The organism is Brevibacillus choshinensis (assembly GCF_016811915.1).
Taxonomy (GTDB): Bacteria; Bacillota; Bacilli; order Brevibacillales; family Brevibacillaceae; genus Brevibacillus; species Brevibacillus choshinensis_A.
The window spans coordinates 1,262,119-1,278,398 of the sequence record NZ_CP069127.1; the positions used below are offsets into that span (position 1 = coordinate 1,262,119).

Below are 16,280 nucleotides of genomic sequence, written 5' to 3' on the forward strand. Positions count from 1 at the left end.
TGAGTTGATTTGCTGGGAGTACTGTACCAAAATATATGGTAGCAGGCAAACCCGTCAGAGAGGAAGAACCGTTCTGTTCAAGCGCTTAAAAATTAAATGGAAAATCATGCTTCTCTCCGTCGGCATCGTGCTGTTTTCCCTGGTGATCGGCAGTCTGATCGTTGTAGGGGGCATCATTCGTGTGACGGAGACACAGCTGGGACAGCGGTTGATGACAACAGCCCGCACCATTGCCGAGATCCCCGTGATTCAAAAAAGCATTCAGGAGCCGGACGGGTGGCGTGTCATCAATCCTACGGCGCACAAGCTGAAAATCGTCAATGACGTTACCTATATCGTAGTCTTGAATAAAGACCGTGTCCGCTATTCGGATCCGCTGGACAAACGGATCGGGACCTTTTATCGGGGAAAGGACGTGGAGGCGGCGTTCGCTGAGCATTCCTACCAGCAAAAGGTAAGGGGAGAGCTAGGCACAGCGCTTCGAGCCTACGTGCCGCTCATGGACGAGCATCACCAGCAAGTAGGCGTAGTGCTGGTGGGACGGGTCATGCCCGGCGTCTGGGAAATCATGCGGGAGGAGCGGGCCAATATCGCCATCACGTTCTTTCTCTCTCTGCTGTTTGGCGTATGGGGGTCGTATCAGCTGGCACGCCATATGAAGAAGCAGATGCTGAATCTCGAGCCGGATGAGATCGCCCGGATTCTCGTCGAGCGGACAGCGACCTTTCACTCCATGCACGAAGGGGTCATCGCCATCGACAATCAGGAGCGCATCACAATATTCAATGATCGCGCCAAGCAGATCTTTGGGCTGGATGAGGACTTGGAAGTGCTGGGCATGCCCATTCGCTCAGTCCTTCACGACACGAGGCTGCCAGAGGTGCTGGAGCAGCAAAAGAACTTCACCAATACGGAAATTCACGTGGGAAATACGCTCCTCTGGTCAAACCGCTTTTTGATCAAAGTCGAGAACAAGGTCGTAGGGGCTCTGGCGATCTTTCAGGACCGCACGGAGGTAGCCAGGATGGCGGAAGAACTGACAGGAGTCAAAGAATTCGTCGGGGCCTTGCGGGTCCAAAATCACGAGCACATGAACAAGCTTCATACCATCGCCGGACTGCTCCAGCTCCATCAGCACGAAAAGGCGCTTGCCTACTTGTTCGAGGTGAGTGATCAACAGGAAGAGCTGACTTCCTTTTTGTCGAGTCAGATTGCCGACGAAAATGTTTCGGGGCTCTTGATGGGCAAGGTGAGCAGGGGCAGGGAGCTCGGAATTCGTGTCACCATTGACCGGATGAGCCGTTTGGAGCAGTTTCCCCCGTACATGGATCACCACAACTTTGTATTGATTCTGGGGAACCTCATCGAAAATGCATTTGACTCACTGGAAAAAAGCGATCGGCAAGACAAGGAAATCACGATCAGCATCGAACAGGACAGCGAGGTGTGTTCGCTCTTGGTCGAGGACAACGGGATTGGGATGGATGAGAATACGCGAGCCCGCATGCTCGAGCGAGGTTTTTCCACCAAGGAACGGGAGCATCGCGGACTCGGATTGCATTTGGTGCATCAGCTGGTGAAAAAAGGGGGAGGGGAGTTGGTCTGCCATTCCCGCCCGAATGAAGGAGCCAGCTTTCTTATTACGTTTCCGATGAAGGAGGTGGACGAGTGATGGTCCAGGAGTCCATTCGAGTGGTCGTCATCGAAGACGATCCGATGGTGCAGGAAATCAACACGCAGTTTATCGAGCGCGTCCCAGGCTTTCAGGTCGTGGGAGTCGCCGCAAATGGGGCGGAGGGTGTCAAGCTGGCCAGGGAGCTGGTGCCTGATCTGGTCGTGATGGACGTCTTCATGCCCGTTCAGGACGGGGTCAAGGCCCTGATGGAGCTGCGCGCGTGCGACCAGGCCGTCGATGTCATCGTGATCACTGCGGCCAAGGACAAGCCCACCATTCAGGCGATGCTGCGCAATGGTGCGATGGATTACATCATCAAGCCGTTTCAATATGAGCGAATCCAGCAATCTCTCGAATCCTATCGGCAGTATCGCCAGCAGATGGGCCTGGATGGCTCCGCGTCCCAGGAAGAGGTGGATCGGCTGTTTCGCAAGACGGTAGGGCAGCCGGGCAAAGAGAGTGATCCTGTCAAAGAAACAGAAGCATTGCCCAAGGGATTGCACGCTGTTACACTGGATCAAATAGAACGTCATTTGGAAAGGGAAAATCAGTCCCTTTCAGCAGAAGAAGTGGCTGAGCGGGTCGGGATTGCCAGAGTGACTGCCAGGCGCTATCTGGACTACCTCGAAAAAGTGGGACGGGTGCGGCTGGATGTCAGCTATGGGGGAGTAGGCAGGCCCACCAATCGGTACATGCGGGTACACAAAAAATAATCGGGAGGTGGGCGTTGGATGATCGATTATGAAGCCGTCCTGGGCTCATTGTTCGACATCGTGCACGTCACGGATGCACAAGGCAGAACGCTCTACTGCTCGAAGAGGTACGGGGAATACTTTGGAATCGATCCCGAGGAAATGATGGGGAAGCCTATCGAGGACTTCTATCACATGGGCTATTTTTCGCCTACGATTACCATGCGTGTCATTCGGGACAAAAAGAAGGTACAAACGATCCAGACGACCAGGCAAAACCGAAAGCTCTTTGTGGAGGGCACCCCGATCTGGGACAAGGACGGCACCTTCAGTGGAGTCGTCAATACATCGATCGATATCACGGACGAAGAAAAGCTTCAGCAGGAGCTGAATGAAACCAAGTACATCGGGACACTTTACCAAAGTGAAATCACCAAAGAGCGGGGCAGACAGAAAGGGAATACGTGTCTGATCTACCGCAGCACCTCCATGCAGCAGGTGACGGCCATGGCTGAAAAGCTGGCACAAGTAGAGTCATCCATGATCCTGCTCGGGGAGTCAGGTGTCGGCAAAGGCGTGCTGGCCAAGTACATCCATGAATGCAGCCCGCGCATGGACAAGCCGTTTGTACATATCAACTGTGGCGCGATTCCCGAGACGCTGCTGGAATCAGAGCTGTTCGGCTACGAAAAGGGCGCTTTTACGGGAGCAGACAAGGACGGCAAGTCCGGGCTGATCGAAAAGGCAAACGGCGGCACCCTTTTTTTGGATGAGATCGGGGAGCTGCCGCTCAACTTGCAGGTAAAGCTGCTGACGGTCTTGCAGGACAAGATGATTACGCCTGTGGGCAGCTCCATTCCGCGCAAAGTGGACGTGAAGCTCATCACCGCGACGAACCAAAACCTGCGGCAGATGGTGAAGGAAGGGAAGTTCCGCGAAGATTTGTACTACCGCATTCACGTGGTTCCCTTGGAAATACCGCCGCTGCGGGAGCGCAGGGAAGAAATCCCCGTCCTCGTCCACTACTTTCTCGGCGTCTTTTCCGAGAGGTACAGCCTCGACAGACAGCTCAGCGACGCCTGTTATCGGATCCTCGAGGAATACGACTGGCCCGGAAATGTGCGTGAGCTGGAAAACGTGGTGGAGCGTCTGGTGGTCACTTCGCATGATGAATGGATCACGCCCGCGCAGATCCCCCGCTATATTCACAACCAGGAGAGCAGTGCGAATAACGGGGTCAAAGTGGACCGCGTGATGCAGATGCAGGATGCGATGGAGGAAGTGGAGCGGCAGCTGATGCAGCATGCCTATGATCTGCACAAGACGACGACCAAGGTGGCAGAGGCTTTGGGGATCAGCCAGCCTTCTGCGAGCCGCAAGCTGCGCAAATGGGTATTCCAGCGTGAATAACCCCTATTCACCGCAGAATAAAGGGAGCGCGCTGAAAAGATGCGAGGATGGCGATCGTGTATGCACGGCTGAATAGTGAACCGGCTGAGATGTGCGGGCTTGGGCTTGGCACCGTTTTTGCAAAATTGAAACAGCAATCTCGTAACAAGGGGGCGCTAGTGCAATGAAAAAGATGGTTACCGCTTTGATCAGTTCCTTGTTTGTCGCAGGAAGCTTGTTAGCTGCTTGCAGCAGCGGGGGGAATGGTGCCGCTCCGGCCAATTCGCCTGCCACGACTCAGCCAGCTGCTTCGACGGCTCCTGTGGCCGAGCCTTCCAAAGGCAGTGAGCAAATCCTGCATCTAAACATGGAAGAGCCAGCCACACTCGATCCGACCTTTGCGGAAGACACGACCTCAGGGGCTGTCATCCGCGCCATCTACGACGGTCTCACACGTCTGGATGAAAAGGGCAATGCCATCAATTCCCTCGCGTCCGACATGAAGCTCTCGGACGACAAGCTGACCTACACGTTTACGCTGCGGGATGCAAAATGGTCGAATGGGGATCCGGTCACGGCGCAAGACTTTGAATTCGCTTGGAAATACGCGCTCGACCCCAAGACAGGCTCACCCGCCTCGTACAATTACTATGTGATCAAAAATGGACAAGCGTTCACCTCCGGCAAGGCAAAGGCGGAGGATGTGGGAGTGAAGGCACTGGACGACAAGACGCTGCAGGTGACGATGGAGCATCCGACTCCGTTCTTCCCGACATTGGCTTCGTTCCTGCCGCCGATCAACAAGAAGGTCGTGGAAGCGAATCCGAAATGGGCGAATGATCCAGGGACGCTGGTCAGCAACGGGCCGTTCAAATTGGAGACGTGGGAGCATAAAAATAAAATCGTCTTGGTCAAAAACGATACCTATTGGGATAAGGATGTCGTAAAGCTGGACCGCCTCGAGTTTTCCATGATCTCGGATACCAACACAGAGCTGTCCATGTTCCAAAACGGCGATCTGGACTGGGCTGGCGGACCGATCAGCGGATTGCCGGTCGATGCGATAGCTCCACTCAAGCAGGAAGGCAAGCTGATGACCAAGCCGAAAGCGACCTCGTACTACATCCGCTTCAATGCCGAGAGGGCGCCATTTACAAACAGCAAGGTGCGGAAGGCATTTGCTTACGCGATCAATCGTCAGGAGATCGCAGACAACATCGGGCAGGCTGGTCAAACGCCTTTGATGGGAATTACCCCGATCACCGCAAGCCTCAAGCCGGAAGGGTTTTTCGCCGACAACCAGCCGGAGGAAGCGAAGAAGCTGCTGGCGGAGGGCATGAAGGAGCTCGGTATCGCGAAGCTGCCGCCGATTACGTATCTGTACAATACCTCGGATCGAAACAAAGCGATTGCGGAGACGCTGCAAGCGACATGGAAAAACGTGCTTGGTGTCGATGTCAAGCTGCTCAACAAAGAGACGAAGGTGTATCTCGATGACCAGGAGCAAGGAAAGTTCGAAATCACCCGCTCCAGCTGGACGGCTGATTACAACGATTCCATCAACTTTTTGCAAAAATTCGTGGAGAAGTACAGCTCATCCAACATCACGCGCTGGCACAGCCCGAAATATTCCGAGCTGATCCAGAAGTCGTACGTGGAAAAAGATCCAGAGAAACGGAAACAAATCCTATTGGAAGCTGAGACACTGCTGATGGATGAGATGCCGCTCACAGGCCTGTTCAGCGACGTGAACGCCTGGGTGCAAAGCGACAAAGTAAAAGGCGTCCGGATCGATCCGCTCAGCAAGATTGATTTCAAATGGGCCTATAAGGAATAGGGGAGAAATGCGGGATGAACAAAGGAAAAGCATTACGGGCAGGAGACACCATCGGGCTGGTTGCCACCTCGAGCCCGGCCACGGAGGAAGTTCTGCAAAAATCAATCGCTGCGCTGGAGTCGTACGGCTTCAAGGTAAAGGTCAGCGGCGCATGCAGGGAAACGTATGGAGGATATCTGGCAGGCACGCCGCAGCAGCGGGCGTTTGAGTTGAACGCCATGTTCGCGGATGATGAAGTGGACGGCATCATGTGCATGCGGGGAGGATACGGCGCCCCGCAAATCCTGGGCATGCTCGATTATGACCTCATCGCTCAAAATCCAAAGCTGTTTATCGGGTACAGCGACATCACAGCGCTGCACACAGCGATTGGCCAGCAGTCTGGACTGGCGACGCTGCATGGTCCCATGGCGACATCCGATATCGCCCACCAGTTGAACAGCTGGACGGAGCAGTATTTGCTGCGTGCGATGACACGCCCAGAGCCATTGGGCCCGATCATCAATCCGCCTGGCGAAGAGATGGTGTGCTTGGTGGAAGGCGAGGCAGCGGGACATGTCGTCGGAGGAAATTTGGCGCTCGTGGCAGCTTTGATGGGAACTCCTTACCAAGTGGATACGCGCGGCAAGCTGCTGTTCCTGGAAGACATCGATGAAGAGCCTTATCGGATCGATCGCATGCTGACACAGCTGGCACTGGGCGGTTTATTTGCAGACTGCGCAGGTATCATCATCGGGACCTGGACGGATTGCGAGCCGAAAAAACGCGATGGCTTCACCGTATGGGACGTATTCCAAAACATCGTTGTGCCTTATCAAAAGCCGACGATCTGGAACGCCCAGATCGGCCACGGGACGACCAACATGGCCCTGCCTTTCGGTGTCGAGGCGCGGCTGGATGCGACAGGCTGCCAGCTTGTCATAGAGGAGAGTGTGACGGTATGAGCGCATTGCAAACCGATCGCATCTGGGGTCAGGCCCAGGGAATTTTGCCGTGGCTCTCACAGGTCAGGCGCGACTTCCACCAGTACCCGGAGTTCGGGATGGAGGAATTTCGGACGCAGGAGCAAATTATCCGCTATTTGGACGAGATGGGGATCCCTTATTTCAAATCGGCCGGCACAGGAGTCGTAGGAATCATCCAAGGCGGCTTGCCAGGGGCTACGGTAGCACTGCGCGGAGACATGGATGCCTTGCCGATTGAAGAAGCAAACGACACTGAATACCGCTCGCGAGTCGAGGGGAAAATGCATGCTTGCGGACATGATGCCCACATGACCTGCCTCCTGGGTGCAGCGCGGATTTTGAACGATGCCAAGCAGGAGCTCGCGGGTACCGTCAAGCTGTTCTTTCAGCCGGCAGAGGAAACAGTCGGCGGAGCTTTGCCCATGATTCAGGAAGGCGTGCTGGAAAACCCTCGCGTCGAAGCCGTGTTTGGTCTGCATGTGTCTCCTGATCTGGAAGTAGGGAAGATTGCCGTAAAATACGGGCAAATGAACGCGTCATCGGATGATTTGTACATCACCGTGCGGGGCGAAAACGGTCACGGAGCCTATCCGCATAAAGGACGCGACGCAATCGTGATTGCTGCTCATGTGATTACCGCGCTGCAAACGATTGTTAGCCGCAATGTAGATCCGCGAGAGGCGGCGGTCATTACGCTGGGAGTCATATCCGGCGGGACAGCCGCGAATATTTTGGCGCAGGAAGTCAAGCTGACCGGAACCATCCGGACACTGGACAAACACGTTCGCAAGTATGTCAAAGAGCGCGTCCGCGAAGTGGCTGAGCTGACCGCCCGCAGTCTCGGCGGCGAGGCTGAGGTAGTCCTGGATGAGAGCTATACCTCACTCGTCAATGACAGAGCGATGGTCGATCTGGTAAAGGGCTGCGGGGAGACCATGCTGGGAGCGGAAAACGTGCGGGTCAACGAATACCCGATGATGGGTGTGGAGGATTTTGCCTTTTTTGCGGAGAACGTACCCAGTGCGTTTTACCATTTGGGCGTACGCAACGAGGAGGCGGGCTGCATCTACCCTGTCCATCACCCGCGATTTGACCTGGATGAGCGCAGTCTGGCTATCGGAGCAGCCATGCAGGCTTACAATGCCATTACCTTTTTGCAGGAGAAAAAGTGACTCGCGCGGCTTCGGAGCCGTGGGTATAGGGAGCGAGTCGCAGCGGAACACTACAGACGATCTACCTATTCCCAGGAAAGGAAGTTGCGTCCCGATGAGCATAACGATGAGCCGTCCCGTAACCGAGGTGCTGAACAAGCAGGTTGCCAACTGGTCTGTGATGTATATAAAGCTCCATCACTTTCATTGGTACGTGCAAGGCCCGAATTTTTTCACCCTGCACGCCAAGTTCGAGGAGCTGTACAATGAGGCAGCCAAATATGTGGATGAACTGGCAGAGCGTCTGCTGGCCGTAGGCGGAAAGCCCGTGTCCACCATGAAGGCCTGTATCGAGCAGGCATCCATCAAGGAAGCGGCAGGGGGAGAATCTGCCGATCAGATGGTGCAAGCGACCGTGAGCGATTTTACGACCCTCGTGAGTGAGCTGAAGGAAGGCATTCGGGCTGCTGAAGCGGCAGACGACGAGGCGACAGGCGACATGTTTTTGGGAATGACCGAGAGCCTGGAAAAGCATGTGTGGATGCTGAAAGCCTTTATGGGGAAATAAAAACGGGATGTACAAAGAAGGCAAGCTGACGTCGATTCAAACGGGCGATGGCTTGCCTTTTCCAATTGGGAGTGCAATTCCATTTCTTTGGGGCAAGCATTTGGTTCCCAAGAGTCGCGTGCTGGTGTAAACTAGCTGTGTGATGATAAAAAGAAAGCACTTTCATGATGGAAAGGATGTACGTTCCCATGGCATCACCTTACGTGACGTTTAACCGCGAGCAGTGGAGAGCTCTGCGGGCTTCCACGCCGTTGACTATATCTGATGAGGAACTGGCCTGTTTGCAGGGTCTAAACGAAAATGTTTCCATGACAGAGGTAGCGGACATCTACCTTCCGCTTTCACGCCTGCTGAATTTGCATGTAGGAGCGACGCAGGAGTTGTATCAGGCGACGCATACGTTTCTCGGCAATAACGATGGGAAAGTTCCCTTTATCATCGGGATCGCCGGGAGTGTGGCCGTAGGAAAAAGCACGACTGCACGGATCCTGCAGACGCTCCTGTCCCGCTGGCCGAATCATCCCAAGGTGGATCTCGTGACGACAGACGGGTTTCTGTATCCGAACCGGGTGCTGGAGGAGCGCGGAATCATGAAGCGCAAAGGCTTTCCGGAGAGCTATGACTTGCGCAAATTCATCCGCTTCCTGTCCGATGTAAAGTCAGGGGTTGAGGAAGTAAAAGCTCCCGTCTATTCCCACTTGGTCTATGACATCGTGCCGAATGAATGGCAAACCGTGCGTCAACCGGACATATTGATTGTAGAAGGCTTGAATGTTCTGCAGCCTCCGAAAGACACAGAAAACCAGCAGCGCATATCTGAAGTCATCGTTTCCGACTTCTTTGATTTCACCATTTACGTGCATGCGGATGAAAAAGATATTTTGCAATGGTACGTAGAACGGTTCAAGCTGCTGCGGCAAACGGCCTTTTCCAATCCTTCTTCTTATTTCCGCCGCTACGCAAGCTTGTCTGACGAGGAAGCTACCAATGTCGCGACTGGCATCTGGCAGGAAATCAACGGAGCGAATCTCCGCCAAAATATTTTGCCAACCCGTGTCCGCGCCCAGCTGATCCTCGACAAAGGTCAGGATCATAGGGTGCAGAGTGTGAAGCTGCGCAAATTGTAGAGGAGAGTAACGGGAGGGTTATCCATGAAAATGATCAGCGCTTGTCTGATCGGCTGCGAATGCCGTTACGATCAAAAGTCCTGTTTGAATCAGGAGCTGGAGCAGCTCTTGCGGGAGGGCAAGGTAATCCCAGTCTGTCCCGAGCAGCTCGGCGGATTGCCTACCCCGCGTCCGCCAGCGGAGATCGTCGGAGGAGACGGTTTTGACGTATTGGACGGAAATGCTCGCATCATCGACCAAAAAGGAAATGACGTGACAGAGGAATTCCTCACGGGAGCTCGCCAAGCGTTGAAGCTGGCGCAAACCGTCGGAGCAACGTCCGCTATTTTAAAGGAAAACAGCCCATCGTGCGGCAGCTCGTTCGTCTATGACGGCACGTTTTCCGGCAAGAAAGTGACCGGAACAGGGTTGACAGCTGCACTGTTTCGCAGGAATGGGATCGAGGTCCGATCCGAGCAAAATCACGAATAACGACAAAAGGGAGTGGATCAATCCGCTCCCTTTTGCTGTAGGTGTTAAAACACCGTTCATGTATCTAATCTGTTTTCGAATCCTCGCTCTCCAGGGCGGGGGTTCGATCGCTTTGCGTCAGGATGCCGAAGCCTTAGGGCGCGCAAAATAGATATTTGTTGGTCCGCCATCGATGTTCGGCCAAGTAGCGATAGACCTCGTACTAAAGTGAAGAGAGTACGCGTTTGATGATCACCTTTACGAACTGGTCGTCGATCGGTTCGCGTGAGAACCAGCGGCGGTAGAAGAGTGGCCCCAGCAGAGCTGCGACGATAGTTGACGCGTCGGCGTGTGCCGACAGCTCGCCTCTGCCTACCGCGCGCTGTAGGACCTCTCGCAGGGGGGCGGCGTGTCCGCGCTGAATCCGACTGTGGATTTCCGCGAACTCCGGGTTGCGCTCGGCTGTGTCGACGATTGACGGCAGGACGAAGGACCAATTCGCCGTCGGTAGCAGGTGCGCGATTTCCATCAGGATAGCCGTGACGTCACCTTCGAGTGAGCCGGTGTCGGGCGTTTCCTGCTCGGCAATCATCCGTGAACATGCGTCGATCACCAGTGCTTCACGCGTCGGCCAGTGGCGGTAGATGGTCGTCTTAGCGACCCCGGAACGACGCGCCACCTCGTCGACGGAGAAGCTAGCCACACCGCCTTCGCTGAGCAGTTCAAACGCAGTGGTCAGGACGGCATGTCGTGAACGCTCGACGCGTCTGTTCAAATTGGCGGACGGCACAGGTTCAGATTTCTTAGACGAAGTCACCATCTTCCCTCCAACATAAAAGTGCTTAGACTTGGATTTGTTGCCTTAAGAAAAATTCCTTCACATTATACCATGAGAGCATCCTTGTCGCCGGGGATTTCGGCTTGCATTTACGGCACTCCTTGTTTGTGCTTCAGTGAGGCAACGAAGCATTTTCGAGCTCCATTTTTGTTAGGCGTACGGTCACTTGTATTCTTCAGGTCAATATGATACGATACGATACGGTATCGTATCGTTTTATGATCGAAAGGATGATGTCTCGTGAATTTCGCTTCTGTACGCATAATTACTGACGACTTGGATCGACTCGTCGTGTTCTATGAGAAAGTCACAGGTGTTTTGGCGAAGCGCCCCGCGCCTGTCTTCGCTGAGTTCGTTCTGCCAACGTGTACCCTGGCGATCGGCCACTCCCAGACGGTGCAACTGTTCGGCGCCGGTTCCGCGCGTGCGGCCGATAACCACACCGTCATCATCGAGTTTCGCGTCCACGACGTCGATGCCGAGTACACGCGCTTAAAGCCGCTTGTCGACGAGTGGGTACAGGAACCGACCACGATGCCATGGGGGAACCGCTCTGCACTGTTGCGCGACCCCGACGGCAACCTCGTCAATCTCTTCGCTCCGGTTACCGAGGAAGCGCTCGAGCGGTTCAGCGGCAGGCCTTAACGGACAGCGTTCCTACGCTAAGGGGAATGGAGGGAGTTCTCGCCTGAAACTTTCCTGCCCGCCGCTGTTTCTTTTACCGGATCAAATCGAAAACTTATCTTTCCATTCAAAAACCGAGTTAGATCAATGACTCCAGAGCAGCCATTGTTCAAAGAAAATAAAGTTGTAGACTGACAACCTTGATGCTACGCAATTTTTCATCGTATTGATCGCCAGCCTCCCCGATCGCTTATCTTATGTCGTATTGGTACGTCTTGTTCTTGGTATCGTATCTTTGCGTCTGTAAACGCTCATGATGAGCCCGAGCGCTGCCAGCTGGATGATTACAGCATATGAGCTATAGCTGATAAAAGGCATCCCGAGCCCCACAACTGGTAGTAATCCAACTGTCATCAGCATTGGCCAGAAAAAGGAAATGGAGAAAATCGTGAGCAAACTGACAACAAGAAGTTTGCCGTATGAATCGCTTCCTTTTCTTACAACACCAGCCATTCTCACGGTAAATATCGCAATGGATAGAAAGATCAGCAATCCTCCAGTCCACCCGAGACTATGGATGACATACGTGAACTTAAAATCACTGGTGATATCCGGCAGCGTTTGTAATTGTGCGCCCAATCCATTTCCCCACAAGCCAGCGGAACGAATCGCTTCCATAGACTGGATATAGATATAGCCGCGCCCAAGGGGATCTTCATGCGGGTTTATCCAAACGTGCAGTTTTTCGAGCAAGTAGCCATCCGACAGCCATGTGGCCAAGCATAAAAGGGAGTTCGTTGCCAAAAACCAGCGTTTCTCCTGTCGGTTGTTATTGGCGAACATAATCAGCACGCTCAGGCCAACCAGGTAAATCACTAAACTACTATTCGAATGGGAAAAGAAATAGAGAGCGCTTGGGAGAAAAACAAGAGCACCAAGCTTTGAGACAATACCTTGGAATTGCCACGTTCGTGAAAGTATGATGCCAGCTGCGGAAACTATGAATAGGTACGGGCTGAGCGTCACGAAATCAATCTTTATCGATTCGACATCCAAGAAGGGCCTTCCGTTTATCGTAGTGCTATTGATAAGCATGTAGGACATGACAAGCGCGGTGACCCCGTACAGGTGCCAGGAAAAAGGCTGCAGCTTGCGATAATCAGTGAATGTGATGGCGAGCATTACGGTGATTCCGATTGCAGTTGCAATCGTTTGCTTTGCTACCATCGTCGAAATGAAGGTGAGTTGAAGACCATACATGGTACATAAGCCGACTCCCAAAAAAACAACCACCAACGCCATGAGACTCCATTCCAGCTTCGGTTTATGGATCTGATGGAGCTGCTTTCCGACAGTCTCGGCATCGCCCATGCTTAAAATGGCCATTCGAATCGCTTCATCCTCATCCATACCCTCGCTTATTTTTTTTTCAAACAGGTCGGTAAGATGGCTTTCCAGTTCAAGGCGAATCTCCGCGTGCATACCTTTCGCTTTTACATGACTGCAAACGTGATTCAGATAATCTGCTATGAATGAATTGGTTTTCGTCTTCATTAAGCATGCCCCTCTCCTAACACAGAATCGACCGCATCGCGGAAAACGTTCCATTCTTGTTTCTTTTCCTTCAATTGCGCACGCCCTTCAGGGGTGATCCGGTAATATTTCCGTTTCCGACCATCGGTCTCGTTCCAATAAGCTTCAACGTATCGCTCCGATTCCAAGGCATGCAGAATCGGGTACAGCGTTCCCTCTTTAAAGGTAAAAATTCCGTTCGAGTGCTTTTCAATTTCTTTGGTCATCTCATACCCGTACATTTCTTTACGGTCGAGCAGGTTCAAGATGAGGATGACAGTGCTGCCTTTCATGAGTTCCTTGTTGATTTTCATAGGCCCTCCAGGTTTTTATTTTATACATCGATAATCAATGTATTGGAAATCTATGTATATGAGTATATAAGTATTTTCCAGTGAAAGCCAGTGAAATATAAAAATACCTCACAAATTTCTGTGAAAATAAAGTTAGAAGTTCATGAATCGAGGCAACAACATTATTGCAAGGGGAACGTGATTTCATTACTACGCTAAAATGCCATTAGTTGAATAGCTGGCCGCCAGTCGAACACTTTTTTTCTCAGTCTAGTACTTTATTTTTCGGTCTAATACTTTATTTTACAGTCTACAACTTTATTTTTATGGAACAGCCATCTCTAAGGAAAATAACATAGTTGACAATTGGGTTGTTAATTATATAATAGTTTTATGACTATAGAACAAACAAATGACCTTCAAAGAGTGAAAATATTTAATGCATTAGCAGATGAAAAGAGAATAAATATGATTCGTATCTTATCTCGAGAAGAAAATTGCCCGCGATGTACAGATATTGGAAGGAGTTTAGGGATTAGTAAATCAAATGGTTCTTATCATTTGAAAATTTTATCTGATGCACAGCTGGTAACAATTAAACAAGAAGGTGTAACGAAATACGTCTCTTTGAATACCGAGATGTTTAAACAATACCTTCCTGGATTTTTGGCTACATTATAGAGTAGCTTTTTTTTTGCCAGTTAGTTTTAAAGTTTTATGACTATTTGATTAAAGAGGAGTTATTTATGGAAAACAGGACGCATTATCTCATTGTAACGTTATGTTTCATTGTTCTATCTGGTGTCATTAATGCTATTTTATTTAACGTGGCTCTTGAGGATATGACAAAAGATTTGAGTGTAACGAGCTCTGCAATCAGTTGGATTGTTATTTCTTATACATTGGTTATTACTTTTGGCTCAATCACATATAGCAAATTATCTTCCTACATTCAGATAAAGAAATTATTAATGACTGGTGTCCTTTTATTCACTTTTGGTTCAGTAATAGGCTACTTATCTAATGGATATAGTGGAGTTCTGATAGGCCGTATTATTCAAGCTATGGGGGGCAGTTCTTTTATTGCTTTATCCATGATCACGGCAAATCAATATCTTCCTTTAGCTAAGCGAAATGTCACTCTTACATTAATAGGAGGATGTTTGTCTCTAGGTTCTGGATTTGGTTTTTTGATGGGAGGAATACTGACTCATGCCTGGGGATGGCCATCCTTATTCTTAGTTATGAGCCTGACTTTACTCACAGTTTTTGGCCTATACTACTTTGTCCCATCTGGATATGCCGGTAAAGAGAAAGTGACGAAACCCTTTGATTTTTCCGGGTTATTTTATTTATTGCTCTTTGTGATTTCTTTTATCTTAGGAGTAAAATTAAATGGCTATTTGCTTATTTTAAGCGTCCTTTCTATCCTCTTATTGGGGTTGCATAGCAAAAAACAAGGAGTCTTGTTATTTATTGATTTCTCCGTATTCCGATCTTATTCTTTTAACAGATTAATCTTAGTTAGCTTTATTAATAATGCAGCCATGGTAGCTATTTTGTTTCTTTTTCCTTTACAGGCCATTCGAACATTTCATGTATCAACGATCCTAATTGGCCTCATCTTATGTAGTATCTCAATAGTAGGCTTTTTGATTAGTCTACTAGTGAGGAAAGCTGTTCATTTGATAAGCAACAAGAAATTAGTGGTTATATCTATTGGTTTACAAGTAATAGGTTTTAGCATTCTAATCTTTCTTGGTCTTCATTCTATCGTTATGATTACACTAGGAGTATTATTTATCTATATAAGTTTTAGTGCGCTAACTGTAATTATTAATATTGAAGTTCCTCATACAATAGAGAAGGAGAAAATGTCGATGGGGATCGGCGTATACAATCTCTTCAACTTTTTAGGGATGTCTTTTGGTCCTTCCATATCCAGCCGATTATTAGAGATGTCTCCAAATCCTAATTTTTCCTTCTCTTTCTTTATAGTGCTATTAATCCTTTCTTTTGTGTTATCTATAGTAGAACGAAAGAGTACGGAGTAAGATGAGATTTACAGCAAACTACTCAAGACGTTCTGCAATGTCAGCTAACGATTGATTACCATTCATGAAACAGAAAAAACTACTGGTTCCTGATGAACCTAGATAACGATGTCCTAGGGGTAAAATTGAAGAAAGGTGATGCGGTGATAGCCTGGATGAGTGCGACACCGGGAAAACAATAACAGGCATCAAACGTTTGGCAATGGCCCGCATTTCTGCTTAGGCGCGCCACTTGCGAGATTGGAAGCGAATAAAGCGTTCCACACCTTTATAGAAGCATTCTCTCAAATAGAACCGGTCTCTGGATTTGATTTGGAGTCAAGTTTGCAGCCCTCAGCTGCTGGACAAGCCTTATCCTCCTTACCAATGAAAGTCCGCCGCTGAGCGACGAAACCCGTATAGGATCTGTGCGGGTTTTTCAGCATTCTCATTTTTTATACTTGTTACGCTAAGCATAAAATAGTCGTAAGAGATGATTACTTAATAATTGAAAAGTTGTAAAATATGGATGTGGATAGGGAAAGACGAGGTTAGCCGATCTTATCGGGAGGAATCAAGAGAATGATTCAATCAATTGTTCATATCGCTCTTGTGGTAAAAGATTATGATGAAGCAATAGAATTTTATACGAAAAAGCTGAACTTCACTTTAGTTGAAGATACATATCAACCCGAACAAGACAAACGGTGGGTAGTCGTGTCACCTCCAGGCTCAGTAGGCACCACATTATTGCTTGCAAAAGCATCGAAACCGGAACAGGAAGAATTTGTCGGAAATCAGACGGGTGGCAGGGTTTTCCTATTCCTAAACACCGATGATTTCTGGAGAGATTATCATGAAATGCGATCAAAGGGAATTGAATTCGTAAGAGAGCCTAAAGAACAATCATACGGAATGGTTGCCGTATTTAAAGACTTATACGGGAACCTGTGGGATTTGCTGGAATTACATAACGATCATCCTATTTCCAAAAGAATAAGGTAACCGCATCCATGTATGTATCATCTCATGATGTCATCTACTTTTAACTACTAACTGTAAAGGG

At 50.1% G+C, this 16,280-nt stretch carries 16 protein-coding genes and 1 pseudogene; 14 read left to right on the plus strand and 3 right to left on the minus strand.

What is annotated here, in order from left to right:
* Nucleotides 1–106: 106 nt before the first annotated feature.
* From JNE38_RS06745 to JNE38_RS06785, 9 genes are all read left to right on the plus strand, one after another.
* Nucleotides 107–1,672: an ATP-binding protein gene (locus JNE38_RS06745; protein WP_203355838.1), complete on the plus strand. Its 1,566-nt coding sequence runs from the start codon at nucleotides 107–109 to the stop codon at nucleotides 1,670–1,672.
* A complete protein-coding gene (locus JNE38_RS06750) occupies nucleotides 1,672–2,388 on the plus strand; it encodes a response regulator (protein ID WP_203357440.1) in 717 nt (238 codons plus the stop codon). Before JNE38_RS06745 ends, JNE38_RS06750 begins: the two co-directional genes overlap by 1 nt.
* An 18-nt stretch (nucleotides 2,389–2,406) precedes the next feature.
* Nucleotides 2,407–3,777, plus strand: a complete 1,371-nt coding sequence (locus JNE38_RS06755) for a sigma-54 interaction domain-containing protein (RefSeq protein ID WP_203355839.1) — start codon at nucleotides 2,407–2,409, stop codon at nucleotides 3,775–3,777.
* 163 nt (nucleotides 3,778–3,940) lie between these two features.
* Entirely contained in the window at nucleotides 3,941–5,593 is a 1,653-nt protein-coding gene (locus tag JNE38_RS06760; RefSeq protein WP_203355840.1) for a peptide ABC transporter substrate-binding protein, read from the plus strand.
* 14 nt (nucleotides 5,594–5,607) lie between these two features.
* Complete coding sequence (locus JNE38_RS06765) at nucleotides 5,608–6,537, plus strand: S66 peptidase family protein (RefSeq protein WP_203355841.1); 930 nt, start codon at nucleotides 5,608–5,610, stop codon at nucleotides 6,535–6,537.
* On the plus strand, nucleotides 6,534–7,730 hold the full coding sequence (locus JNE38_RS06770; RefSeq protein WP_203355842.1) for a M20 metallopeptidase family protein: 1,197 nt from the start codon (nucleotides 6,534–6,536) through the stop codon (nucleotides 7,728–7,730). The genes JNE38_RS06765 and JNE38_RS06770 overlap by 4 nt, the downstream gene beginning before the upstream one ends.
* A 94-nt stretch (nucleotides 7,731–7,824) precedes the next feature.
* Entirely contained in the window at nucleotides 7,825–8,277 is a 453-nt protein-coding gene (locus tag JNE38_RS06775; protein ID WP_203355843.1) for a Dps family protein, read from the plus strand.
* Nucleotides 8,278–8,465: 188 nt separating this feature from the next.
* Nucleotides 8,466–9,404, plus strand: a complete 939-nt coding sequence (gene coaA / locus JNE38_RS06780; protein WP_238933576.1) for a type I pantothenate kinase — start codon at nucleotides 8,466–8,468, stop codon at nucleotides 9,402–9,404.
* A 24-nt stretch (nucleotides 9,405–9,428) separates the two neighbouring features.
* Nucleotides 9,429–9,875: a 2-thiouracil desulfurase family protein gene (locus tag JNE38_RS06785; RefSeq protein ID WP_203355845.1), complete on the plus strand. Its 447-nt coding sequence runs from the start codon at nucleotides 9,429–9,431 to the stop codon at nucleotides 9,873–9,875.
* A gap of 202 nt (nucleotides 9,876–10,077) precedes the next feature.
* On the opposite strand, the gene JNE38_RS06790 is transcribed toward JNE38_RS06785, so the two are convergent.
* Entirely contained in the window at nucleotides 10,078–10,674 is a 597-nt protein-coding gene (locus JNE38_RS06790; protein ID WP_203355846.1) for a TetR/AcrR family transcriptional regulator, read from the minus strand.
* Between the two features lie 258 nt (nucleotides 10,675–10,932).
* Between JNE38_RS06790 and JNE38_RS06795 the strand changes: the two genes are divergently transcribed.
* On the plus strand, nucleotides 10,933–11,337 hold the full coding sequence (locus JNE38_RS06795) for a VOC family protein (protein WP_203355847.1): 405 nt from the start codon (nucleotides 10,933–10,935) through the stop codon (nucleotides 11,335–11,337).
* Between the two features lie 234 nt (nucleotides 11,338–11,571).
* Here JNE38_RS06795 and JNE38_RS06800 read toward each other — a convergent pair whose 3' ends face one another.
* Nucleotides 11,572–12,870 (minus strand): FtsW/RodA/SpoVE family cell cycle protein, encoded by a 1,299-nt coding sequence (locus JNE38_RS06800; RefSeq protein ID WP_203355848.1) that lies wholly within the window; start codon nucleotides 12,868–12,870, stop codon nucleotides 11,572–11,574.
* Nucleotides 12,870–13,202, minus strand: coding sequence for a PadR family transcriptional regulator (locus JNE38_RS06805; protein ID WP_203355849.1), 333 nt, complete (start codon nucleotides 13,200–13,202; stop codon nucleotides 12,870–12,872). The genes JNE38_RS06800 and JNE38_RS06805 overlap by 1 nt, the downstream gene beginning before the upstream one ends.
* 372 nt (nucleotides 13,203–13,574) lie before the next feature.
* Here JNE38_RS06805 and JNE38_RS06810 point away from each other — a divergent pair, with 372 nt between their 5' ends.
* The 4 genes and pseudogenes from JNE38_RS06810 (at nucleotide 13,575) to JNE38_RS06825 (ending at nucleotide 16,219) form a co-directional block, all read left to right on the plus strand.
* Nucleotides 13,575–13,862, plus strand: a complete 288-nt coding sequence (locus JNE38_RS06810) for an ArsR/SmtB family transcription factor (RefSeq protein WP_203355850.1) — start codon at nucleotides 13,575–13,577, stop codon at nucleotides 13,860–13,862.
* Between the two features lie 65 nt (nucleotides 13,863–13,927).
* A complete protein-coding gene (locus JNE38_RS06815) occupies nucleotides 13,928–15,235 on the plus strand; it encodes an MFS transporter (RefSeq protein WP_203355851.1) in 1,308 nt (435 codons plus the stop codon).
* Nucleotides 15,236–15,336: 101 nt separating this feature from the next.
* Nucleotides 15,337–15,619, plus strand: a pseudogene (locus tag JNE38_RS30930) (cytochrome P450); the annotation flags it as partial.
* Between the two features lie 177 nt (nucleotides 15,620–15,796).
* Nucleotides 15,797–16,219, plus strand: coding sequence for a VOC family protein (locus JNE38_RS06825; protein WP_203355852.1), 423 nt, complete (start codon nucleotides 15,797–15,799; stop codon nucleotides 16,217–16,219).
* Nucleotides 16,220–16,280: the final 61 nt, after the last annotated feature.

Coding starts and splice junctions, on each gene's coding strand:
- JNE38_RS06745 (WP_203355838.1), top strand. CDS start 107: ATGCTTCTCTCCGTCGGCATCGTGCTGTTTTCCCTGGTGATCGGCAGT.
- JNE38_RS06750 (WP_203357440.1), top strand. CDS start 1,672: ATGGTCCAGGAGTCCATTCGAGTGGTCGTCATCGAAGACGATCCGATG.
- JNE38_RS06755 (WP_203355839.1), top strand. CDS start 2,407: ATGATCGATTATGAAGCCGTCCTGGGCTCATTGTTCGACATCGTGCAC.
- JNE38_RS06760 (WP_203355840.1), top strand. CDS start 3,941: ATGAAAAAGATGGTTACCGCTTTGATCAGTTCCTTGTTTGTCGCAGGA.
- JNE38_RS06765 (WP_203355841.1), top strand. CDS start 5,608: ATGAACAAAGGAAAAGCATTACGGGCAGGAGACACCATCGGGCTGGTT.
- JNE38_RS06770 (WP_203355842.1), top strand. CDS start 6,534: ATGAGCGCATTGCAAACCGATCGCATCTGGGGTCAGGCCCAGGGAATT.
- JNE38_RS06775 (WP_203355843.1), top strand. CDS start 7,825: ATGAGCATAACGATGAGCCGTCCCGTAACCGAGGTGCTGAACAAGCAG.
- coaA (WP_238933576.1), top strand. CDS start 8,466: ATGGCATCACCTTACGTGACGTTTAACCGCGAGCAGTGGAGAGCTCTG.
- JNE38_RS06785 (WP_203355845.1), top strand. CDS start 9,429: ATGAAAATGATCAGCGCTTGTCTGATCGGCTGCGAATGCCGTTACGAT.
- JNE38_RS06790 (WP_203355846.1), bottom strand. CDS start 10,674: ATGGTGACTTCGTCTAAGAAATCTGAACCTGTGCCGTCCGCCAATTTG.
- JNE38_RS06800 (WP_203355848.1), bottom strand. CDS start 12,870: ATGAAGACGAAAACCAATTCATTCATAGCAGATTATCTGAATCACGTT.
- JNE38_RS06805 (WP_203355849.1), bottom strand. CDS start 13,202: ATGAAAATCAACAAGGAACTCATGAAAGGCAGCACTGTCATCCTCATC.
- JNE38_RS06810 (WP_203355850.1), top strand. CDS start 13,575: ATGACTATAGAACAAACAAATGACCTTCAAAGAGTGAAAATATTTAAT.
- JNE38_RS06815 (WP_203355851.1), top strand. CDS start 13,928: ATGGAAAACAGGACGCATTATCTCATTGTAACGTTATGTTTCATTGTT.
- JNE38_RS06825 (WP_203355852.1), top strand. CDS start 15,797: ATGATTCAATCAATTGTTCATATCGCTCTTGTGGTAAAAGATTATGAT.